The organism is Kitasatospora sp. NBC_01539, assembly GCF_045040525.1.
In the GTDB taxonomy this organism is placed as follows: Bacteria; Actinomycetota; Actinomycetes; order Streptomycetales; family Streptomycetaceae; genus Kitasatospora.
In genome coordinates this window covers 5,888,081-5,901,760 of the sequence record NZ_CP109390.1, presented here as the reverse complement: position 1 = coordinate 5,901,760, position 13,680 = coordinate 5,888,081, and the positions used below count along the sequence as shown (strand labels likewise).

12 protein-coding genes and 3 tRNA genes are annotated in these 13,680 nt (G+C 75.7%); 5 read left to right on the top strand and 10 right to left on the bottom strand.

Annotation, left to right across the window (positions count from 1 at the left end):
• Position 1: 1 nt before the first annotated feature.
• Both OG335_RS25520 and OG335_RS25515 read right to left on the bottom strand, forming a co-directional pair.
• Positions 2-703 carry a class F sortase gene (locus OG335_RS25520; RefSeq protein WP_405013438.1) on the bottom strand — a complete coding sequence of 234 codons (702 nt, stop codon included), beginning with the start codon at positions 701-703 and terminating at the stop codon, positions 2-4.
• Positions 704-842: 139 nt separating this feature from the next.
• Positions 843-1,325, bottom strand: a complete 483-nt coding sequence (locus OG335_RS25515; protein ID WP_405013437.1) for a hypothetical protein — start codon at positions 1,323-1,325, stop codon at positions 843-845.
• Between the two features lie 301 nt (positions 1,326-1,626).
• On the opposite strand from OG335_RS25515, the gene OG335_RS25510 reads away from it, so the two are divergent.
• Both OG335_RS25510 and OG335_RS25505 read left to right on the top strand, forming a co-directional pair.
• Positions 1,627-2,418, top strand: coding sequence for a polysaccharide deacetylase family protein (locus OG335_RS25510; RefSeq protein ID WP_405013436.1), 792 nt, complete (start codon positions 1,627-1,629; stop codon positions 2,416-2,418).
• Positions 2,419-2,515: 97 nt separating this feature from the next.
• Complete coding sequence (locus OG335_RS25505) at positions 2,516-3,841, top strand: diaminopimelate decarboxylase (protein WP_405013435.1); 1,326 nt, start codon at positions 2,516-2,518, stop codon at positions 3,839-3,841.
• 289 nt (positions 3,842-4,130) lie between these two features.
• On the opposite strand, the gene OG335_RS25500 is transcribed toward OG335_RS25505, so the two are convergent.
• Positions 4,131-4,204 (bottom strand) — tRNA-Ile (locus OG335_RS25500).
• A gap of 268 nt (positions 4,205-4,472) precedes the next feature.
• On the opposite strand from OG335_RS25500, the gene OG335_RS25495 reads away from it, so the two are divergent.
• Positions 4,473-5,213, top strand: coding sequence for a trypsin-like serine peptidase (locus OG335_RS25495; RefSeq protein WP_405013434.1), 741 nt, complete (start codon positions 4,473-4,475; stop codon positions 5,211-5,213).
• 93 nt (positions 5,214-5,306) lie between these two features.
• On the opposite strand, the gene OG335_RS25490 is transcribed toward OG335_RS25495, so the two are convergent.
• Positions 5,307-5,379 (bottom strand) — tRNA-Asn (locus OG335_RS25490).
• Between the two features lie 37 nt (positions 5,380-5,416).
• Positions 5,417-5,489 (bottom strand) — tRNA-Asn (locus OG335_RS25485).
• A 288-nt stretch (positions 5,490-5,777) separates the two neighbouring features.
• Between OG335_RS25485 and OG335_RS25480 the strand changes: the two genes are divergently transcribed.
• Positions 5,778-6,071 (top strand): hypothetical protein, encoded by a 294-nt coding sequence (locus OG335_RS25480; protein WP_405013433.1) that lies wholly within the window; start codon positions 5,778-5,780, stop codon positions 6,069-6,071.
• Positions 6,072-6,152: 81 nt separating this feature from the next.
• Entirely contained in the window at positions 6,153-7,589 is a 1,437-nt protein-coding gene (locus OG335_RS25475; protein WP_405013432.1) for an FGGY family carbohydrate kinase, read from the top strand.
• Between the two features lie 5 nt (positions 7,590-7,594).
• Here OG335_RS25475 and OG335_RS25470 read toward each other — a convergent pair whose 3' ends face one another.
• From OG335_RS25470 to OG335_RS25450, 5 genes are all read right to left on the bottom strand, one after another.
• Positions 7,595-8,803, bottom strand: a complete 1,209-nt coding sequence (locus tag OG335_RS25470) for an RNA polymerase sigma factor (RefSeq protein ID WP_405015525.1) — start codon at positions 8,801-8,803, stop codon at positions 7,595-7,597.
• 68 nt (positions 8,804-8,871) lie between these two features.
• Positions 8,872-10,782, bottom strand: coding sequence for a DNA primase (gene dnaG / locus OG335_RS25465; RefSeq protein ID WP_405013431.1), 1,911 nt, complete (start codon positions 10,780-10,782; stop codon positions 8,872-8,874).
• Between the two features lie 36 nt (positions 10,783-10,818).
• Positions 10,819-12,099 (bottom strand): deoxyguanosinetriphosphate triphosphohydrolase, encoded by a 1,281-nt coding sequence (locus OG335_RS25460; RefSeq protein ID WP_405013430.1) that lies wholly within the window; start codon positions 12,097-12,099, stop codon positions 10,819-10,821.
• 48 nt (positions 12,100-12,147) lie between these two features.
• Positions 12,148-12,603, bottom strand: a complete 456-nt coding sequence (locus OG335_RS25455; protein WP_405013429.1) for a hypothetical protein — start codon at positions 12,601-12,603, stop codon at positions 12,148-12,150.
• Between the two features lie 90 nt (positions 12,604-12,693).
• On the bottom strand, positions 12,694-13,512 hold the full coding sequence (locus tag OG335_RS25450) for a sirohydrochlorin chelatase (RefSeq protein WP_405013428.1): 819 nt from the start codon (positions 13,510-13,512) through the stop codon (positions 12,694-12,696).
• Between the last annotated feature and the right edge of the window lie 168 nt (positions 13,513-13,680).

Below are 13,680 nucleotides of genomic sequence, written 5' to 3'. Positions count from 1 at the left end.
GTCAGGCCGGGCGCGAGGACGTCAGGTGGGCGAAGACCACGACGTTGTCGCTGTAGTCGTGGGTCTTGCGGTCGTACTCCCCGGCGCAGGTGATCAGGCGCAGCTGCGCGTCGGAGGTGTCGCCGTAGACCGCCCGGTCGGGGAAGGCGTTCTTGGCGAACGTCTGCACGGAGTCGACGGAGAAGACGGCGACCGTGCCGTCCTCGCGGGTGATCTCGACGCTGCTGCCCGGCAGCAGCACGTGCAGCATGAGGAAGACCGCGGGGCCCGTGGTGGTGTCGACGTGGCCGGCGACCACGGCGGGGCCGCGCTCGCCGGGGGTGGGTCCGTCCTTCCACCAGCCGACGAGGTTGCGGTCGTTCGTCGGCGGGGCGGCGAGCGTGCCGTCGGGGGTGAGGCCGAGTTCGGTGAACGGCGCCTCGACGAACAGCTGCGGGACGCGCAGCCGGACGGGCCGTGAGCGCGGCAGGGCGGGGGCGGGCCGGCCGGCCGGCGAGGGCAGCACCACCGGCGGCGGGGAGGCGCTCGCGACGGCGGCGCCGCCGGCCGCGGAGCGCGGGGCGGCGGGGGTCGTCTCCACCGACTGGTAGATGACGAGCAGCCCGACCGCCGCCAGTCCCATCGCCCAGCGCAGGGCGCTGCGGCTTCCGTCCGCTGCGGGCAGGTCCGTGCGGGCCTGCGGGTCGGGTGTCTGCCTGCTCATCGGACGTCGGCCTCTCCTGGGTGGTGCGGGGACGTCGCGTCCGGCCGCGCCCGGCTTCCGGGACGGGCGCGACCGGACGCGGCCGGGGGACGGCGGGGAGCGGTCGGGCGGACCGGTCCCCGCCGTGGGGGGTGGACGGTCAGATCTGGGCGCCGGTGGGGCGACGGCGGCGCAGCGCGACCGCGCCGACGCCGAGACCGCCGGCGAGCAGGGCGGCGCCGGTGGCGAGACCGCCGCCGGAGACCGCGAGCGCGCCGCCGCCGGTGTGGACGCCGCCGTGCGGGGCCTTCTCCGCCCAGGCGTCGTCGGCCTTGGCCTCGCTGTGCTCCTTCGCCGTGCCGCTCTTGGTGTCGGACTTCTCGTCGGCAGCGGCGGGCTTCTCGGCCGCGGGCTTCTCGGCGGCGGGCTTCTCGGCGGCGGGCTTCTCGGCGGCGGGCTTGCCCGCTGCCTCCTTGCCGGAATCGGAGCCGCCGGCGGGGGCCTTCTCGGCCGGCGCCTCCTGCCACACCCTCTGGTCGTCCGCCTTCGGGGCGGCCGGCGGGTCGGCGTAGGCGGCCGGGATGGCGATGGCCAGGGCGGCGGAGGCGGCCGCTCCGGCGAGGAGGATGCGCTTGGACAGCATGGGGTGATCCTTCCGGCGCCTCCGTGCGAGTGCCGGCCCGTGCCGGCGCAGGGGATCGCGGATGCGCCTCCCTCACCGTGGTTCACACGCCGTCAGGTCGCCACCGCACCGGTCGTGTGACCGGGGTGGCCGGACGGGGCGTCAGCCCGTGGAGCGCCCGGCGGGCGGCGGAGTGTCGCGGGCCGTGCGGGCGGGGGGCGGGCGGCGCCCGAATGGGCCGTTGGGGTGTAGCTGGGCGGTGCTGCCGCTCCTGCCGGACGGCCCCGGGCATCCATCGATCATGTTGTCACATCATCAGCTCATGACCCGTCGCCTGCTCCTGGCCGTCGCCGGGCTGGGCCTGCTCTCCACCACCGGCTGCGAGTTCCCCGCCGTCGACGGCGGGGACGGCGTCGCTCCCTCCGACGCGCCCGGCTCCCCGGCTCCCTCCTCGGCCCCGGCCACCCCCGCCGCCGGCGCCTCCGGCCCGGCACCGACCCCGCCGCCCCCGCAGCCCCGCAGCCTCAGCAACCCGCTGTTCTCGCTCGCCGCCGACGACCGCCTGGTGGCCCTCACCCTGGACGACGGCCCCGACCCCGTCCACACCCCGCTCGTCCTGGACATCCTGCACAAGCACAACATCCGCGCCACGTTCTTCCTGATCGGCGAGAACGCCGCCCGGCAGCCCGCGCTCGTCCGGGAGATCGCGCGGCAGGGCCACCACATCGCCAACCACACCTGGACCCACCCCGACCTCAGGTCGGTCACCGAGACGCAGATCCGCGACGAGCTGCGGCGCACCTCGGACCTGCTGGGCGGGACCACCGGCCGCACCCCGACGTGGTTCCGCGCACCCGGCGGCGACTGGTCCGACGTCTCGCTGCAGGTCTGCGCCGACCTCGGCATGCGGCCGATGGGCTGGTCGGTCGACCCGCAGGACTGGTCCCGGCCCGGCACCTCGCTCATCACCACCCGGGTGCTGGCCGCCATCGGCCCGGGCTCGATCGTGCTCAACCACGACGGCGGCGGCGACCGCTCGCAGACCATCGCGGCCCTCCAGACCTACCTGCCCGTCCTGCTCGACGAGGGGTACCGGTTCACCGCCCCGCAGTGACCGTCCCCCGGCGGCCGCGTCCTGACGGACAGCCCGGTGGGGCGGCGCCGGAGCTCCCGGATCGTGCCACCGGGACGACCCAGCGGAGCGTGACACCATGACCGGTCCCCGGCCGACCGCCTTCCCCGGCCCCGCGCGGCGCGAGCTCGTCCTCCGGGCGGCCGTCCGCCAAGGGCTCCTCGATCCCGAGGAGTCACCGCTCGCGGGGTTCGTCGACCTCGACGCCGTCGCGGCGACCGTCGACGCACTGCACCGCGCGTTCGAGGGCCCGGCCGGCGTGCTGCACACCTTCGCGGCGAAGGCCAACAGTCTGGTCCCGGTGCTGAGGCGGCTGCGCGACCTCGGGATGGGCTGCGAGGTGGCCGGCCCCGGCGAGCTCGCCCAGGCCCTCTCCGCCGGCTTCGCCCCGGAGCGGATCGTCTTCGACTCCCCGGCGAAGACCCGCCGCGAGCTGCGGCAGGCGCTGGACCTCGGGGTCGCGATCAACGTCGACAACTGGCAGGAACTGGCCCGGATCGACGAGATCCTGGCGGACCGGACGGCCCCGGAGAGCCGGTCCACCATCGGTGTCCGGATCAATCCGCAGATCGGCGGCGGCTCCGTCGACGCGATGAGCACCGCCACCACGACCTCCAAGTTCGGCATCGCCCTGGCCGACGAGGGCAACGCCGAGCGGCTGGTCGCGGCCTTCCGCGACCGGCCCTGGCTCACCTGGCTGCACTGCCACGTCGGCTCCCAGGGCTGTTCCCCGGACCTGATGGCGGAGGGGGTGGCGGCGACCCTCGGCCTCGCCCGGAGGATCGACGGCGAGCTCGGCCACCGCCGGGTGGTGGGCCTGGACATCGGCGGGGGCCTGCCGGTCGACTTCGGCAGCGACCGGGCGGACCCGGGCTACGCCGCGTACGTGGAACGCCTGCGGACCCACGCACCGGGCCTGCTCTCCGGCGAGTTCCGGGTGGTGACCGAGTTCGGCCGCTCGGTGCTGGCCAAGGCCGGCTTCACGGCCGCGTACGTCGAGTACACCAAGAGCTCGGGCGGACGGGCGATCGCCCTCACCTTCGCGGGCGTGCAGGTGGCCACCCGGACGGTCTTCGCACCGGACGCCTGGCCGCTGCGGATCAGCGCCCACGACGCCACCGGGGCCGAGAAGCACGGCGAACCGGTCGAGCAGGACGTCGCCGGGCCGGCCTGCTTCGCCGGCGACCTCGTCGCGCGGGCCCGCCCGCTGCCGCTGCTGGAGCCCGGCGACATCGTCGCGCTGCTGGACACCGGCGCGTACTACACGTCGACCCCGTTCGGGTACAACAGCCTGCTCGAACCGGCCGTGCACGGGGCCACCGTGAGCGCCGACGGCACCGTGCGGTTCAGCCCGCTGCGCCGGGCGCAGACCGTCGAGGACCTCCTGGACCGGACCGGCGGGTGACCCCGGGGGCCTCGCCCCACCGCCACCGGGCCCGCGGTGCCCGCCGGGGCGGGCGGCGGCGTCGCGACGGGGCCGGTGCGGCGCTGGCCGGCCGTGGTGTGACGCGGTGTCCGCCGGGACGGCCCCGAGGGTCGGCCGTGTGCGCCGTCGCGTGCCGTGTCCCCCGGCGGGTGAATCCCGGCGTTGCGTGCGGCACCCGGGCTGCGGCCTGGTCTACAGTTCCAAGGGCAGCGGGCCGCCTTGACTGTTCGGGCGCCCTTCTGGGCTGACGTCCTGTCGGCTTCGGAGGTAGGGCGGGTGGGACTCGAACCCACGACCAAGGGATTATGAGTCCCCTGCTCTAACCGGCTGAGCTACCGCCCCCCGATCCGGCCTGCCGCGTCGGCGCGAAGGCCCCCGCAGCAGCAGACGGCCCCTCAGGGCCGTCACCGGCAGCATAGCCGGTCGATCAACCGGAATGCGCGCCGGGTACGCATCCGGGTACGCCCGCGCACGCCTCCGCCGCCGACCGGTCACGCCCCCCGCCCGCAGATCTGGCGGAGCCGCCGACCGTGCCGGAAGATCGTGCGGCGGGGGCCCGCACGGCGGGCGGCCGGTCACCCGAGGGAAGCGAGACAGGCGGATGGCACGCATGCGGCGCACCGGCGCCCTGGCGGCGCTGCTGGCAGCCGTCCAGCTGACGGCCGCCGCCTGCGACTGGCCCGGCAGCGCCCCCGACACCCCCAGCTCGCACCCCGCCCCCCGGGACGCCGCCAGTGACCGGATCGGCGCCCTCTTCCTCGGCAGCGTCGACGGCCCCCGGATGTGCACGGCCAGCGTCGTCAGCAGCCCGCAGCGCAACCTGCTCGTCACGGCGGCGCACTGCGTGGAGACCCTCGACCGCGGCCGCGAGGACGGCCTGGTCTTCGCCCCGGGCTTCCGCCACGGCCGTACCCCGTACGGCAGTTGGCCGCTCACCGAGGTCACCGTGGACGAGCGCTGGACGGACTCCGAGGACCCCGAGTACGACGTCGCCTTCCTCACCGTGGCGCCGGTCGACGGCGAGGAGATCGAGGACGTCGTCGGCGGCAACCGGCTCGGCACCCGCCAGGGCTTCGGCCTGCCGGTCTCCGTCACCGGCTACCCCAACGACAGCGAGGAGCCGATCACCTGCGCCACCCGGACGGACGCGCAGAGCCCCACCCAGGAGAGCTTCCGGTGCACCGGCTACAGCGTCGGCACCAGCGGCAGCCCCTGGCTGACCCACGACGGCACGGTCGTCGGCGTGATCGGCGGGTACGAGGCGGGCGGGTACGAGGACGCCGTGTCGTACAGCGTGACCTTCGACGGGCGGGTGGCCGAGCTCTACCGCCGGGCGACCGGGCAGACCTGACCGGCGGCGCCCCGGCCCCGGGCAACACGAAAGCCCCCCGGGCCCGCCGGAGGGCTTTCGCTCTGCGCCTATCGCCCACGACTCGGGGCGAAGCTCCCCCAATTGGACTCGAACCAATAACCTGCCGATTAACAGTCGGCTGCTCTGCCAATTGAGCTATGGGGGACCGCATACAGACGGGCGGCCACCAGGGCCGTCCCGAGCTCCCCCAATTGGACTCGAACCAATAACCTGCCGATTAACAGTCGGCTGCTCTGCCAATTGAGCTATGGGGGATCGAGCTTCCGCCCCGGCCTCCGGTGCTCCCGGTCCGCGGCGCTCGCTGCGGGTCATACATTAGCGCACTCCGGGGGGTGGTCCGCCAATCGCTTTGTCCGGCCCCCGGGCCCCGGGGCCTCCGGCCCGCCCGGCGCGCCCCGCGCGCGGCGCCCGCGCAGGCCGGGGATGCTGGTGCCACGGCCGCGCCCGGCCTCCCGGCGCGCCGCCGCCCGGGCGGTTCGCCGCCCGGTCCGACGGGTAGACGCCCACGCGGCAGTGACCGCGCGGAAGGACGGAGAGCAGAGCATGTGGAAGCTGACATTGGTCGTGGGGGTGGGCATCGGCTACGTCCTCGGGTCGAGGGCCGGCCGCCAGCGGTACGAGCAGATCGCCCGCACGGCACAGAAGATCTCGCAGAACCCCAAGGTGCAGGACGCCGCCGGCAAGGCGAAGCAGCAGGCCGGTGCGGTGGCCGGCAAGGCCGCCGGAGCGGTCGCGGACAAGGTCGGCGACCGCCTCCCGAACTCCGTCACCGACCGGGTGTCCTACTTCCAGCGGCACCAGGTGGAGGACGACAGCTGGGGCACCGTACGCCCGTGACCGCAGGGGATCCCGTACCGACTGGGCAACACTTGACGCGGCTGGTCACGCCGGGGCCGTCGGCTGAGGCATGATCTCGCCATGGCCATCGTCGCGGGCATCGACAGCTCCACCACACGCACCCGGATCGTCGCGTGCGACGCCGAGACCGGCGCCGTCCTGCGGGACGGCAAGGCACCGCACCCGGGGCCCGAGGCGGCCGACGCCCGCAGCACCGAGGCGGACCCGCAGACCTGGCTGCACTCGCTCGGCGAGGCGGCCACCGGCGGCCTGCTGGAGGGCGTGACCGCGATCGGCGTCTCCGCCCAGCAGCACGGCCTGGTCGGGCTGGACGCGGGCGGCGTGCTGGTGCGTCCCGCACTGCTCTGGAACGACCCGCGCTCGGCCGGTGCCGCCGCCTCGCTCATCGACGCGCTCGGCGGCCCGGCCCGGTGGGCCGAGGCGATCGGTTCGGTGCCCACGCCCGCCTACACCATCGCCAAGCTGCGCTGGCTCGCCGAGTTCGAGCCCGTCTCCGCGAAGCGGATCGCCGAGGTGCTGCTGCCGCACGACTGGCTCGTCTGGCAGCTGCTCGGACACCCCCGGCGGCGCACCACCGACCGCGGCGACGCCTCCGGCACCGGCTACTGGTCGCCGGTCACCGGCGAGTACCGGCAGGACCTCGTCGAGCTCGCCCTCGGCCACGAGCTGCGCGTGCCGGACATCCTGGGCCCGGCCGAACCCGCCGGGCACACCCCCGAGGGGCTGCTGATCTCCGCCGGCACCGGCGACAACATGGCCGCGGCCCTCGGGCTCGGCCTCCGCCCGGGCGACGCCGTCGTCTCGCTCGGCGGCAACGGCACCATCTTCGCCGTGCACGAGCAGGCCGTCGTCGACGCGACCGGCGTGATCTCCTCGTTCGCCGACGCCACCGGCCGCCACCTGCCGATGGCCGGCACGCTGAACGCCGCGCAGGTGCTGCGCTCCGCCGCCGCGATGCTCGGCTGCGACCTCGAACAGCTCAGCGACCTCGCCCTGCAGTCCTCCCCCGGCGCGTACGGCCTCGTGCTGCTGCCCTACCTGGACGGTGAGCGCACCCCCCGGCTGCCGCACGCCGCCGGCACCCTCACGGGCCTGCGGGCCGAGTCGATGGGCCCCCAGCACCTCGCCCGCGCCGCCGTCGAGGGCATGCTGTGCAACATCGCCGAGGCACTGGACGTGCTGCGCGGGCACGGGGTCGCCGTGAACCGGGTCTTCCTGCTCGGCGCCGCCGGACGGCTGGCCGCCGTCCGCGACAGCGCGCCCCGGCTCTTCGGGGTGCCCGTGGTGATACCGCCGCCCGGCGCGCACGCCGCCCGCGGCGCCGCCCGGCAGGCCGCCTGGGCGCTGGCCGGCACCCCGGAGCCCCCCGTGTGGGAGCTGCCCGACGCGGTGACCCTCGACCCGGAGGGCGAGCAGAACCTCGCGATCGGCAACGCCGTCCGGCAGCAGTACAAGGCCGTGCGCGAGCAGTTCCACCCGGAGACCGCGGAGAGCTGACCCCGTCAGTCCAGGTAGGCGCGGAGCTGGTCCGCGTAGGCGTGGGAGCGGAGCTTGCCGAGGGCCTTGGCCTCGATCTGGCGGATCCGCTCCCGCGTCACGCCGAACAGCAGGCCGATCTCCTCCAGGGTCCGCGGGCGGCCGTCGTCCAGGCCGTACCGCAGCCGGGCGACCTGCCGTTCGCGCTCCCCGAGGGTGGCGAGCACCGCGTCGAGGTGCTCGCGGAGCAGCAGCAGCGCGGCGCTCTCCGCGGGGGAGGCGGCGTCGGCGTCCTCGATGAGGTCGCCGAGCGCCACGTCGTCCTCCTCGCCGACCGGGGTGTGCAGCGAGACCGGTTCCTGCGCCAGCCGCAGCACCTCGCGCACCCGCTCCTCGGTGAGCTGGAGCGCCTGCCCCACCTCGGCCGCGGTGGGCGCCTGCCCGTTCTGCTGCAGCATCGAGCGCTGCACCCGCAGCACCCGGTTGATCTGCTCGACGACGTGCACCGGCACGCGGATCGTGCGCGCCTGGTCGGCCAGGGCGCGGCTCATCGCCTGGCGGATCCACCAGGTCGCGTAGGTGGAGAACTTGTAGCCGCGGGCGTAGTCGAACTTCTCGACCGCGCGGATCAGGCCGAGATTGCCCTCCTGCACGAGGTCGAGCAGGGTCAGGCCGCGGCCGACGTACCGTTTGGCGACCGAGACCACCAGGCGCAGGTTGGCCTCGATGAGGCGGCGCTTGGCCATCCGGCCGACGACCACCAGGCGGTCGAGGTCGCGGACGAGACCGCCGTCGAGGGCGTCGCCGCCGGCGGCCGCCCGGCCCAGCGCCTCCTCGGCGAACAGGCCGGCCTCGATCCGGCGGGCCAGCTCGACCTCCTCCTCGGCGGTGAGCAGCCGCTCCCGGCCGATCTCGCGCAGGTACTGCCGCAGCAGGTCGGCGGACGGGCCGACGGCCTCGTCCAGGGCGGGCGGCGGCGCGGAGTCCGACGCCTCGCCGGGCACCCGCGAGGGCGCGGGCACGGGCCCGGGCCCGGCACCGGCGGCCTCCGCACCCGGCGGGCCGCCCTGCGCGGGCACCCGCGCCTCGTCCCCCGGCGGCGCCGCCGCACGGTCGTGCACGGTGCCGTCCACGCTCTCGACGGCCTGGGTCCGGCTCACTGCGGCAAGCTCCACGGGAATCCCTTCGGGCCGCGCGCGGCAGCTGGGGGAACACCGCGCCGTACCGACTGGGATACCCACCGGTGTGGGCTACGCCACACTCCCGGCCGAGAACCCTGCCGCCGGGGCCGCCGGGACGGCGCTCAGAGCGCCGCGGTGCCGCGGGAACGCAGCTGGTGGCCGTACTGCTGGAGGGCGTAGAGCTCGCTCTGCACGGCGTTCATCTCCTCCGCGGAGGCACGGCTGCCGAGGCGCTGGAGGTGGGCGCGGACCTCGGCCACCCGACGGTCGACCGCCTGGAGCCGCAGCTTCACGAGGAACTCGCCCGCGTAGAGGACGTCGGCCTTGCGCCGCGAACGGATCGGCTCGACCGTCAGCTCGGTGACCAGGCGGCGCACCTCGTCGTCCGGGCAGGCCTCGCGGACGGTGGCGGTGAAGTCCGGCAGCGCGGCACCGTACGCGGCACCGCCGGCCGCGCCGACCGCCTGGCGCACGGCGCGGTACGGCGGGGTGGGGAACTCCTCCTCCGCGTACTGGTCGAACGCGGGGCTCACGAGGTCCGGGTGCTGGAGGGCGAGCTTGAGCAGCTCGCGCTCGACGAACTGCGCCGGGTCACGCGGGTCGAGCCGGTACGCGGACACGGCGGGCCGGACGGGCTGCGGCGCGGGCTCGGCACGGCGGGCACCGGGCCGCTGCCGGCTGTTCTCCTGGTTCTCCCGCTGCCAGCGGGCGAGCTGGCCGATGCGGCGGACGACGAACTGCTCGTCGAGGATGCCGAGCATGCCCGCCAGCTGCACGGCGTACTCGTGCTGGATCGAGCGGTCCTTGATCCGGACGATGATCCCGGCCGCCTCCTCCAGGGCCGAGGCCCGGCCCTCCGCGGTGTCGACCCGGTGGCGGGCGACGGCGGAGCGCAGCGCGAACTCGAACAGCGGGGTGGGGTCGGCGATCAGCTCGCGGACGGCGTCGTCGCCCTTGGCCAGGCGGAGTTCGCACGGGTCCATGCCGTCGGGGGTGATGGCGATGGAGGTGCGGGCGGCGAACTTCTGGTCGTCCTCGAAGGCGCGCAGGGCGGCCTTCTGGCCGGCGGCGTCGCCGTCGAAGGTGAAGACGGTCTCGCCGCGGTACTGCGAGGTGTCCATCAGGAAGCGGCGGATGATCTTGATGTGGTCCTCGCCGAACGAGGTGCCGCAGGTCGCCACCGCCGTCTCCACGCCCGCGAGATGGCACGCCATCACGTCGGTGTACCCCTCGACCACCACCGCCCGGCCCGACTTGGCGATCTCCTTGCGGGCCAGGTCGATGCCGTACAGCACGTGCGACTTCTTGTAGAGCGGCGTCTCGGGGGTGTTGAGGTACTTGGGGCCCGTGTCGTCCTCGCGCAGGCGGCGCGCGCCGAAGCCGATCACCTCGCCCGAGGTGTCGCGGATCGGCCACACCAGCCGGCCCCGGAAGCGGTCGATCAGCCCGCCGCGCTGCCCCTTCGAGGCCAGGCCGCCGAGCAGGATCTCCTTGTCGGTGAAGCCCTTGCCGCGCAGGTAGCGCACCAGGTGCTCCCAGCCCACCGGGGCGTAGCCCACACCGAACCGCTTAGCCGCCACCTCGTCGAAGCCGCGCTCGGCGAGGAAACGGCGGCCGATCTCGGCCTCCGGCGAGGCGAGCTGCTCCTCGTACCAGGCCGCGGCCACCTTGTGCGCGTCGACCAGCCGGGTGCGCTCGCCCTGCTGGTGGCGGGGCGAGTAGCCGCCCTCCTCGTACCGCAGGGTGATGCCGGCCTGCGCGGCCATCCGCTCGACGGCCTCGGCGAACGAACAGTGCTCGATCTTCATCAGGAAGGAGATCGTGTCGCCGGACTCGCCGCAGCCGAAGCAGTTGAAGACGCCCTTGCCGGGATGTACGTAGAACGAGGCGGACTTCTCGTCGTGGAACGGGCAGACGCCCTTCAGCTGGGCGCCGCCGCCGTTGACGAGCTGCACGTAGTCGCCGACCACGGCGTCGATCGGCAGCGCGCTGCGCACCGCCTGCACGTCCTCGTCCCTGATCCGCCCGGCCACCCGTGCAGTGTAGGCGACCGGGCGGGACGGGCGGGGTCAGCGGTGCCCGACGACGCGGGCGTGCAGGGCGAGGGCCGAGGCGTCGGTGAGGGTGGCGATCTGGTCGACGACGGCACGCAGCGCGGCACCGTCGTCCTCGGCCTCCTCGTACAGCGCGGCGAACACCGGGTCGAGGCCGGCCGGGGCGCCGCGGGTGAGCGCGTCGGCGAGCTCGGCGATGACGATCCGCTGCCGCGAGCGGAGCTGCGCCTGCTCGTCGCGCTGCATGACGTAGCGGACGGCCACGGCCTTGAGCACCGCGCACTCCAGCCGGACCACGCGCGGCACGACCAGCTCGGCGGCGTACCGGGTGAGCCGGCCGGGGCCGTAGCGGGCCCGGGTGGCCTGCTCGGCGGCCAGGCAGAAACGGCCGATCAGCTGGCTGGTGAGGTCCTTGAGCCCGGCGCGGGCGCGGGCCGAGCCGTCGTAGGCGCGCGGCCACCAGTCCTCGGCCCGGAGGCGGTCGAGGGCCTCGGCGAGCTCCGCGGGGGCGGCGTCGGTGGCGTACCGCTCCGCGATCTTGAAGAGCTCGGCCCGCTCCTCGGCGGAGCGCAGCGCGGCCGGGTCGATGTGACCGGCCTGGAAGCCGTCCTCCACGTCGTGGGTGGAGTAGGCGACGTCGTCGGACCAGTCCATGACGGTGGCCTCGAAGCACTTGCGGTCCGCGGGGGCGCCGGCCCGCAGCCAGCGGAAGACCGGCAGGTCGTCGGTGTAGACGCCGTACTTGGTGGAGTCCGGGTCGGAGGGGTGGCCGCCGCGGGCCCACGGGTACTTCGTGGCGGCGTCGAGGGCCGCCCGGCTGAGGTTGAGGCCCACGCTGCGGCCGGGCCGGGCGGAGAGCCGCGCGGGCGCCTCCCCCGGCGGGGAGAAGCGCTTGGGTTCGAGCCGGGTCAGGATGCGCAGCGACTGGGCGTTGCCCTCGAAGCCGCCGCAGGCGCGGGCGGCCTGGTCGAGCGCCTCCTCGCCGGTGTGGCCGAACGGCGGGTGGCCGATGTCGTGCGCGAGGCAGCCGGTCTCGACGAGGTCGGGGTCGCAGCCGAGCGCGGCACCGAGCTCGCGGCCGACCTGGGCGCACTCCAGGGAGTGGGTGAGGCGGGTCCGCGGGAAGTCGCTCTGCAGCGGCGCCACGACCTGGGTGGTGCCGGCGAGCCGGCGCAGGGCGGCGGAGTGCAGGACGCGGGCGCGGTCGCGCTCGAAGGCGGTGCGGCCGGGCCGCTTGTCCGGCTCCGGCACCCAGCGGGCCTCGGCGGTCGGGTCGTACGGCGTGGTGTCGTCCATATGTCGGCCACGGTACGCCTGGTGACGGACATCCCGGGAGGCGCCGCGCTACGCCCGGGCCGCCGTCAGGCGGCGCCACCGGGGCTGCTCGGCGACCAGGCAGGCCGCGGCGAGCACGGTGGCGGGGACGGCCGCCCGGGCGGGCCAGGCGGCCCAGGCACCGGCGACCGCGGCGACCAGCTGCAGCAGGACCAGCCCGACCGTGGCCGCCCCGGGGACGGCGACGACGACCTGCGTCTTGTCGCCGGGGGTGGCGAAGACGGTCGGCAGCCCGATCAGCAGGACCAGCGCGGCGGCGGAGAGCCAGAGCGACACCCCGGCGAGCGCCCAGGGCACGGCGACCCAGGCGACCAGCTCGGTCAGGAAGCGCAGCGCGTCGGGGACGCGGACGGGGCGCGCGGGGTCGGCGGCCTGGTCGGCAACGGGACCGGAGGCGGCGGGGGCGGGGTCGGGATCTGAGGGTGCGGGACGCGCGGGGTCGGTGGCGGGGGCGGGGTCGGCCATGCGGCAACCCTGGCACAGGACGGCGGGTCGCCGTCGGCCTTTCGACCTCCGGGACGCCGGGTCCCAGGCCATGGGTCCCAGGCCGCGGGCTCAGGCCGCCGCGGGCAGCAGGGCCGGCACGCACGCCCGGTAGCGCTCCAGCACCAGGCGCACCATCGCGTCGTGCGCCCCGAGCGCGGCGGAGGCGAGGTCGCCGCCGGCCGCGGCGGCGAGGCGGGCGAAGTCGCCGGGCGCCGTGAAGTACCCGGCGACCGCGACCCGGCGGCCCTCGGCGTGGAACGCCGACACCGCCTCGGCGACGCTCGGGCCGCCCGCGGCGACGTACCCCGGCCGCACCGGCACCCCCAGGCGCAGGGCGAGCAGCCGGGCCTGCTCCTCGGTGTCGAGGGCGGCCTCGGCGTCCCGCGAACCGGACGCGGCGAGCACCACCGCGTCGCGGCCGTCGGCGCCGCGGCGCCAGCCGGCCTCGGCGAGGCGGGCGTGCAGGGCCTCGGCGAGCAGCGGGTGCGGGCCCAGCGGCGCGGCGATCGCACCGGTGACCTGCGGGGCGGCGGCGAGCGCTCCCGGGATGTCGACCTTGGCGTGGTAGCCGCGGCTCAGCAGCAGCGGCACCAGGACCGCCCGGCCGACGAGGCCGTCCAGCACGTCGGGCAGCAGAGGGGCGTTGAGCCCCAGGTGGGCGAGCCGGACGTCGAGCTCGGGCCGGGCGACGCGGAGCCGCTCCAGCAGCCGGGCGATCTCCGCCCCGGCGGACGGGTCCCGCGAGCCGTGCGCGACCAGCACCAGGGCCGGACGGCGGGACGCGTGCAGCACGCGCAGCGGGGCGGCCTGCGGCGGGGCGGCCCGGCCGGCGGCGGGCCGGGGGGCGGCCTGCGGCGGGGTAACGGCGAGGGTGGGGGTCGGCGTCATGCACTCCAGCGTCACCCACCGCTGTTTCCCCGCCGTTGCCCGATGGTCACGACTGGTTTCCCTGGCCTCACAGCCGCCGCGGGGCGCCGTGAGGGTTGCACCGCGGGTGGCCGGGCCTCCCTCACAGGGCGCGGACGCCGAGGTGAGGGCGGTGTGCGGGCGCCGTAA

Bases quoted from the DNA above. Each gene is read 5' to 3' on its own strand.
- OG335_RS25520 (WP_405013438.1), bottom strand. From the start codon at position 703: ATGAGCAGGCAGACACCCGACCCGCAGGCCCGCACGGACCTGCCCGCA.
- OG335_RS25515 (WP_405013437.1), bottom strand. From the start codon at position 1,325: ATGCTGTCCAAGCGCATCCTCCTCGCCGGAGCGGCCGCCTCCGCCGCC.
- OG335_RS25510 (WP_405013436.1), top strand. From the start codon at position 1,627: ATGACCCGTCGCCTGCTCCTGGCCGTCGCCGGGCTGGGCCTGCTCTCC.
- OG335_RS25505 (WP_405013435.1), top strand. From the start codon at position 2,516: ATGACCGGTCCCCGGCCGACCGCCTTCCCCGGCCCCGCGCGGCGCGAG.
- OG335_RS25495 (WP_405013434.1), top strand. From the start codon at position 4,473: ATGCGGCGCACCGGCGCCCTGGCGGCGCTGCTGGCAGCCGTCCAGCTG.
- OG335_RS25480 (WP_405013433.1), top strand. From the start codon at position 5,778: ATGTGGAAGCTGACATTGGTCGTGGGGGTGGGCATCGGCTACGTCCTC.
- OG335_RS25475 (WP_405013432.1), top strand. From the start codon at position 6,153: ATGGCCATCGTCGCGGGCATCGACAGCTCCACCACACGCACCCGGATC.
- OG335_RS25460 (WP_405013430.1), bottom strand. From the start codon at position 12,099: ATGGACGACACCACGCCGTACGACCCGACCGCCGAGGCCCGCTGGGTG.
- OG335_RS25455 (WP_405013429.1), bottom strand. From the start codon at position 12,603: ATGGCCGACCCCGCCCCCGCCACCGACCCCGCGCGTCCCGCACCCTCA.
- OG335_RS25450 (WP_405013428.1), bottom strand. From the start codon at position 13,512: ATGACGCCGACCCCCACCCTCGCCGTTACCCCGCCGCAGGCCGCCCCC.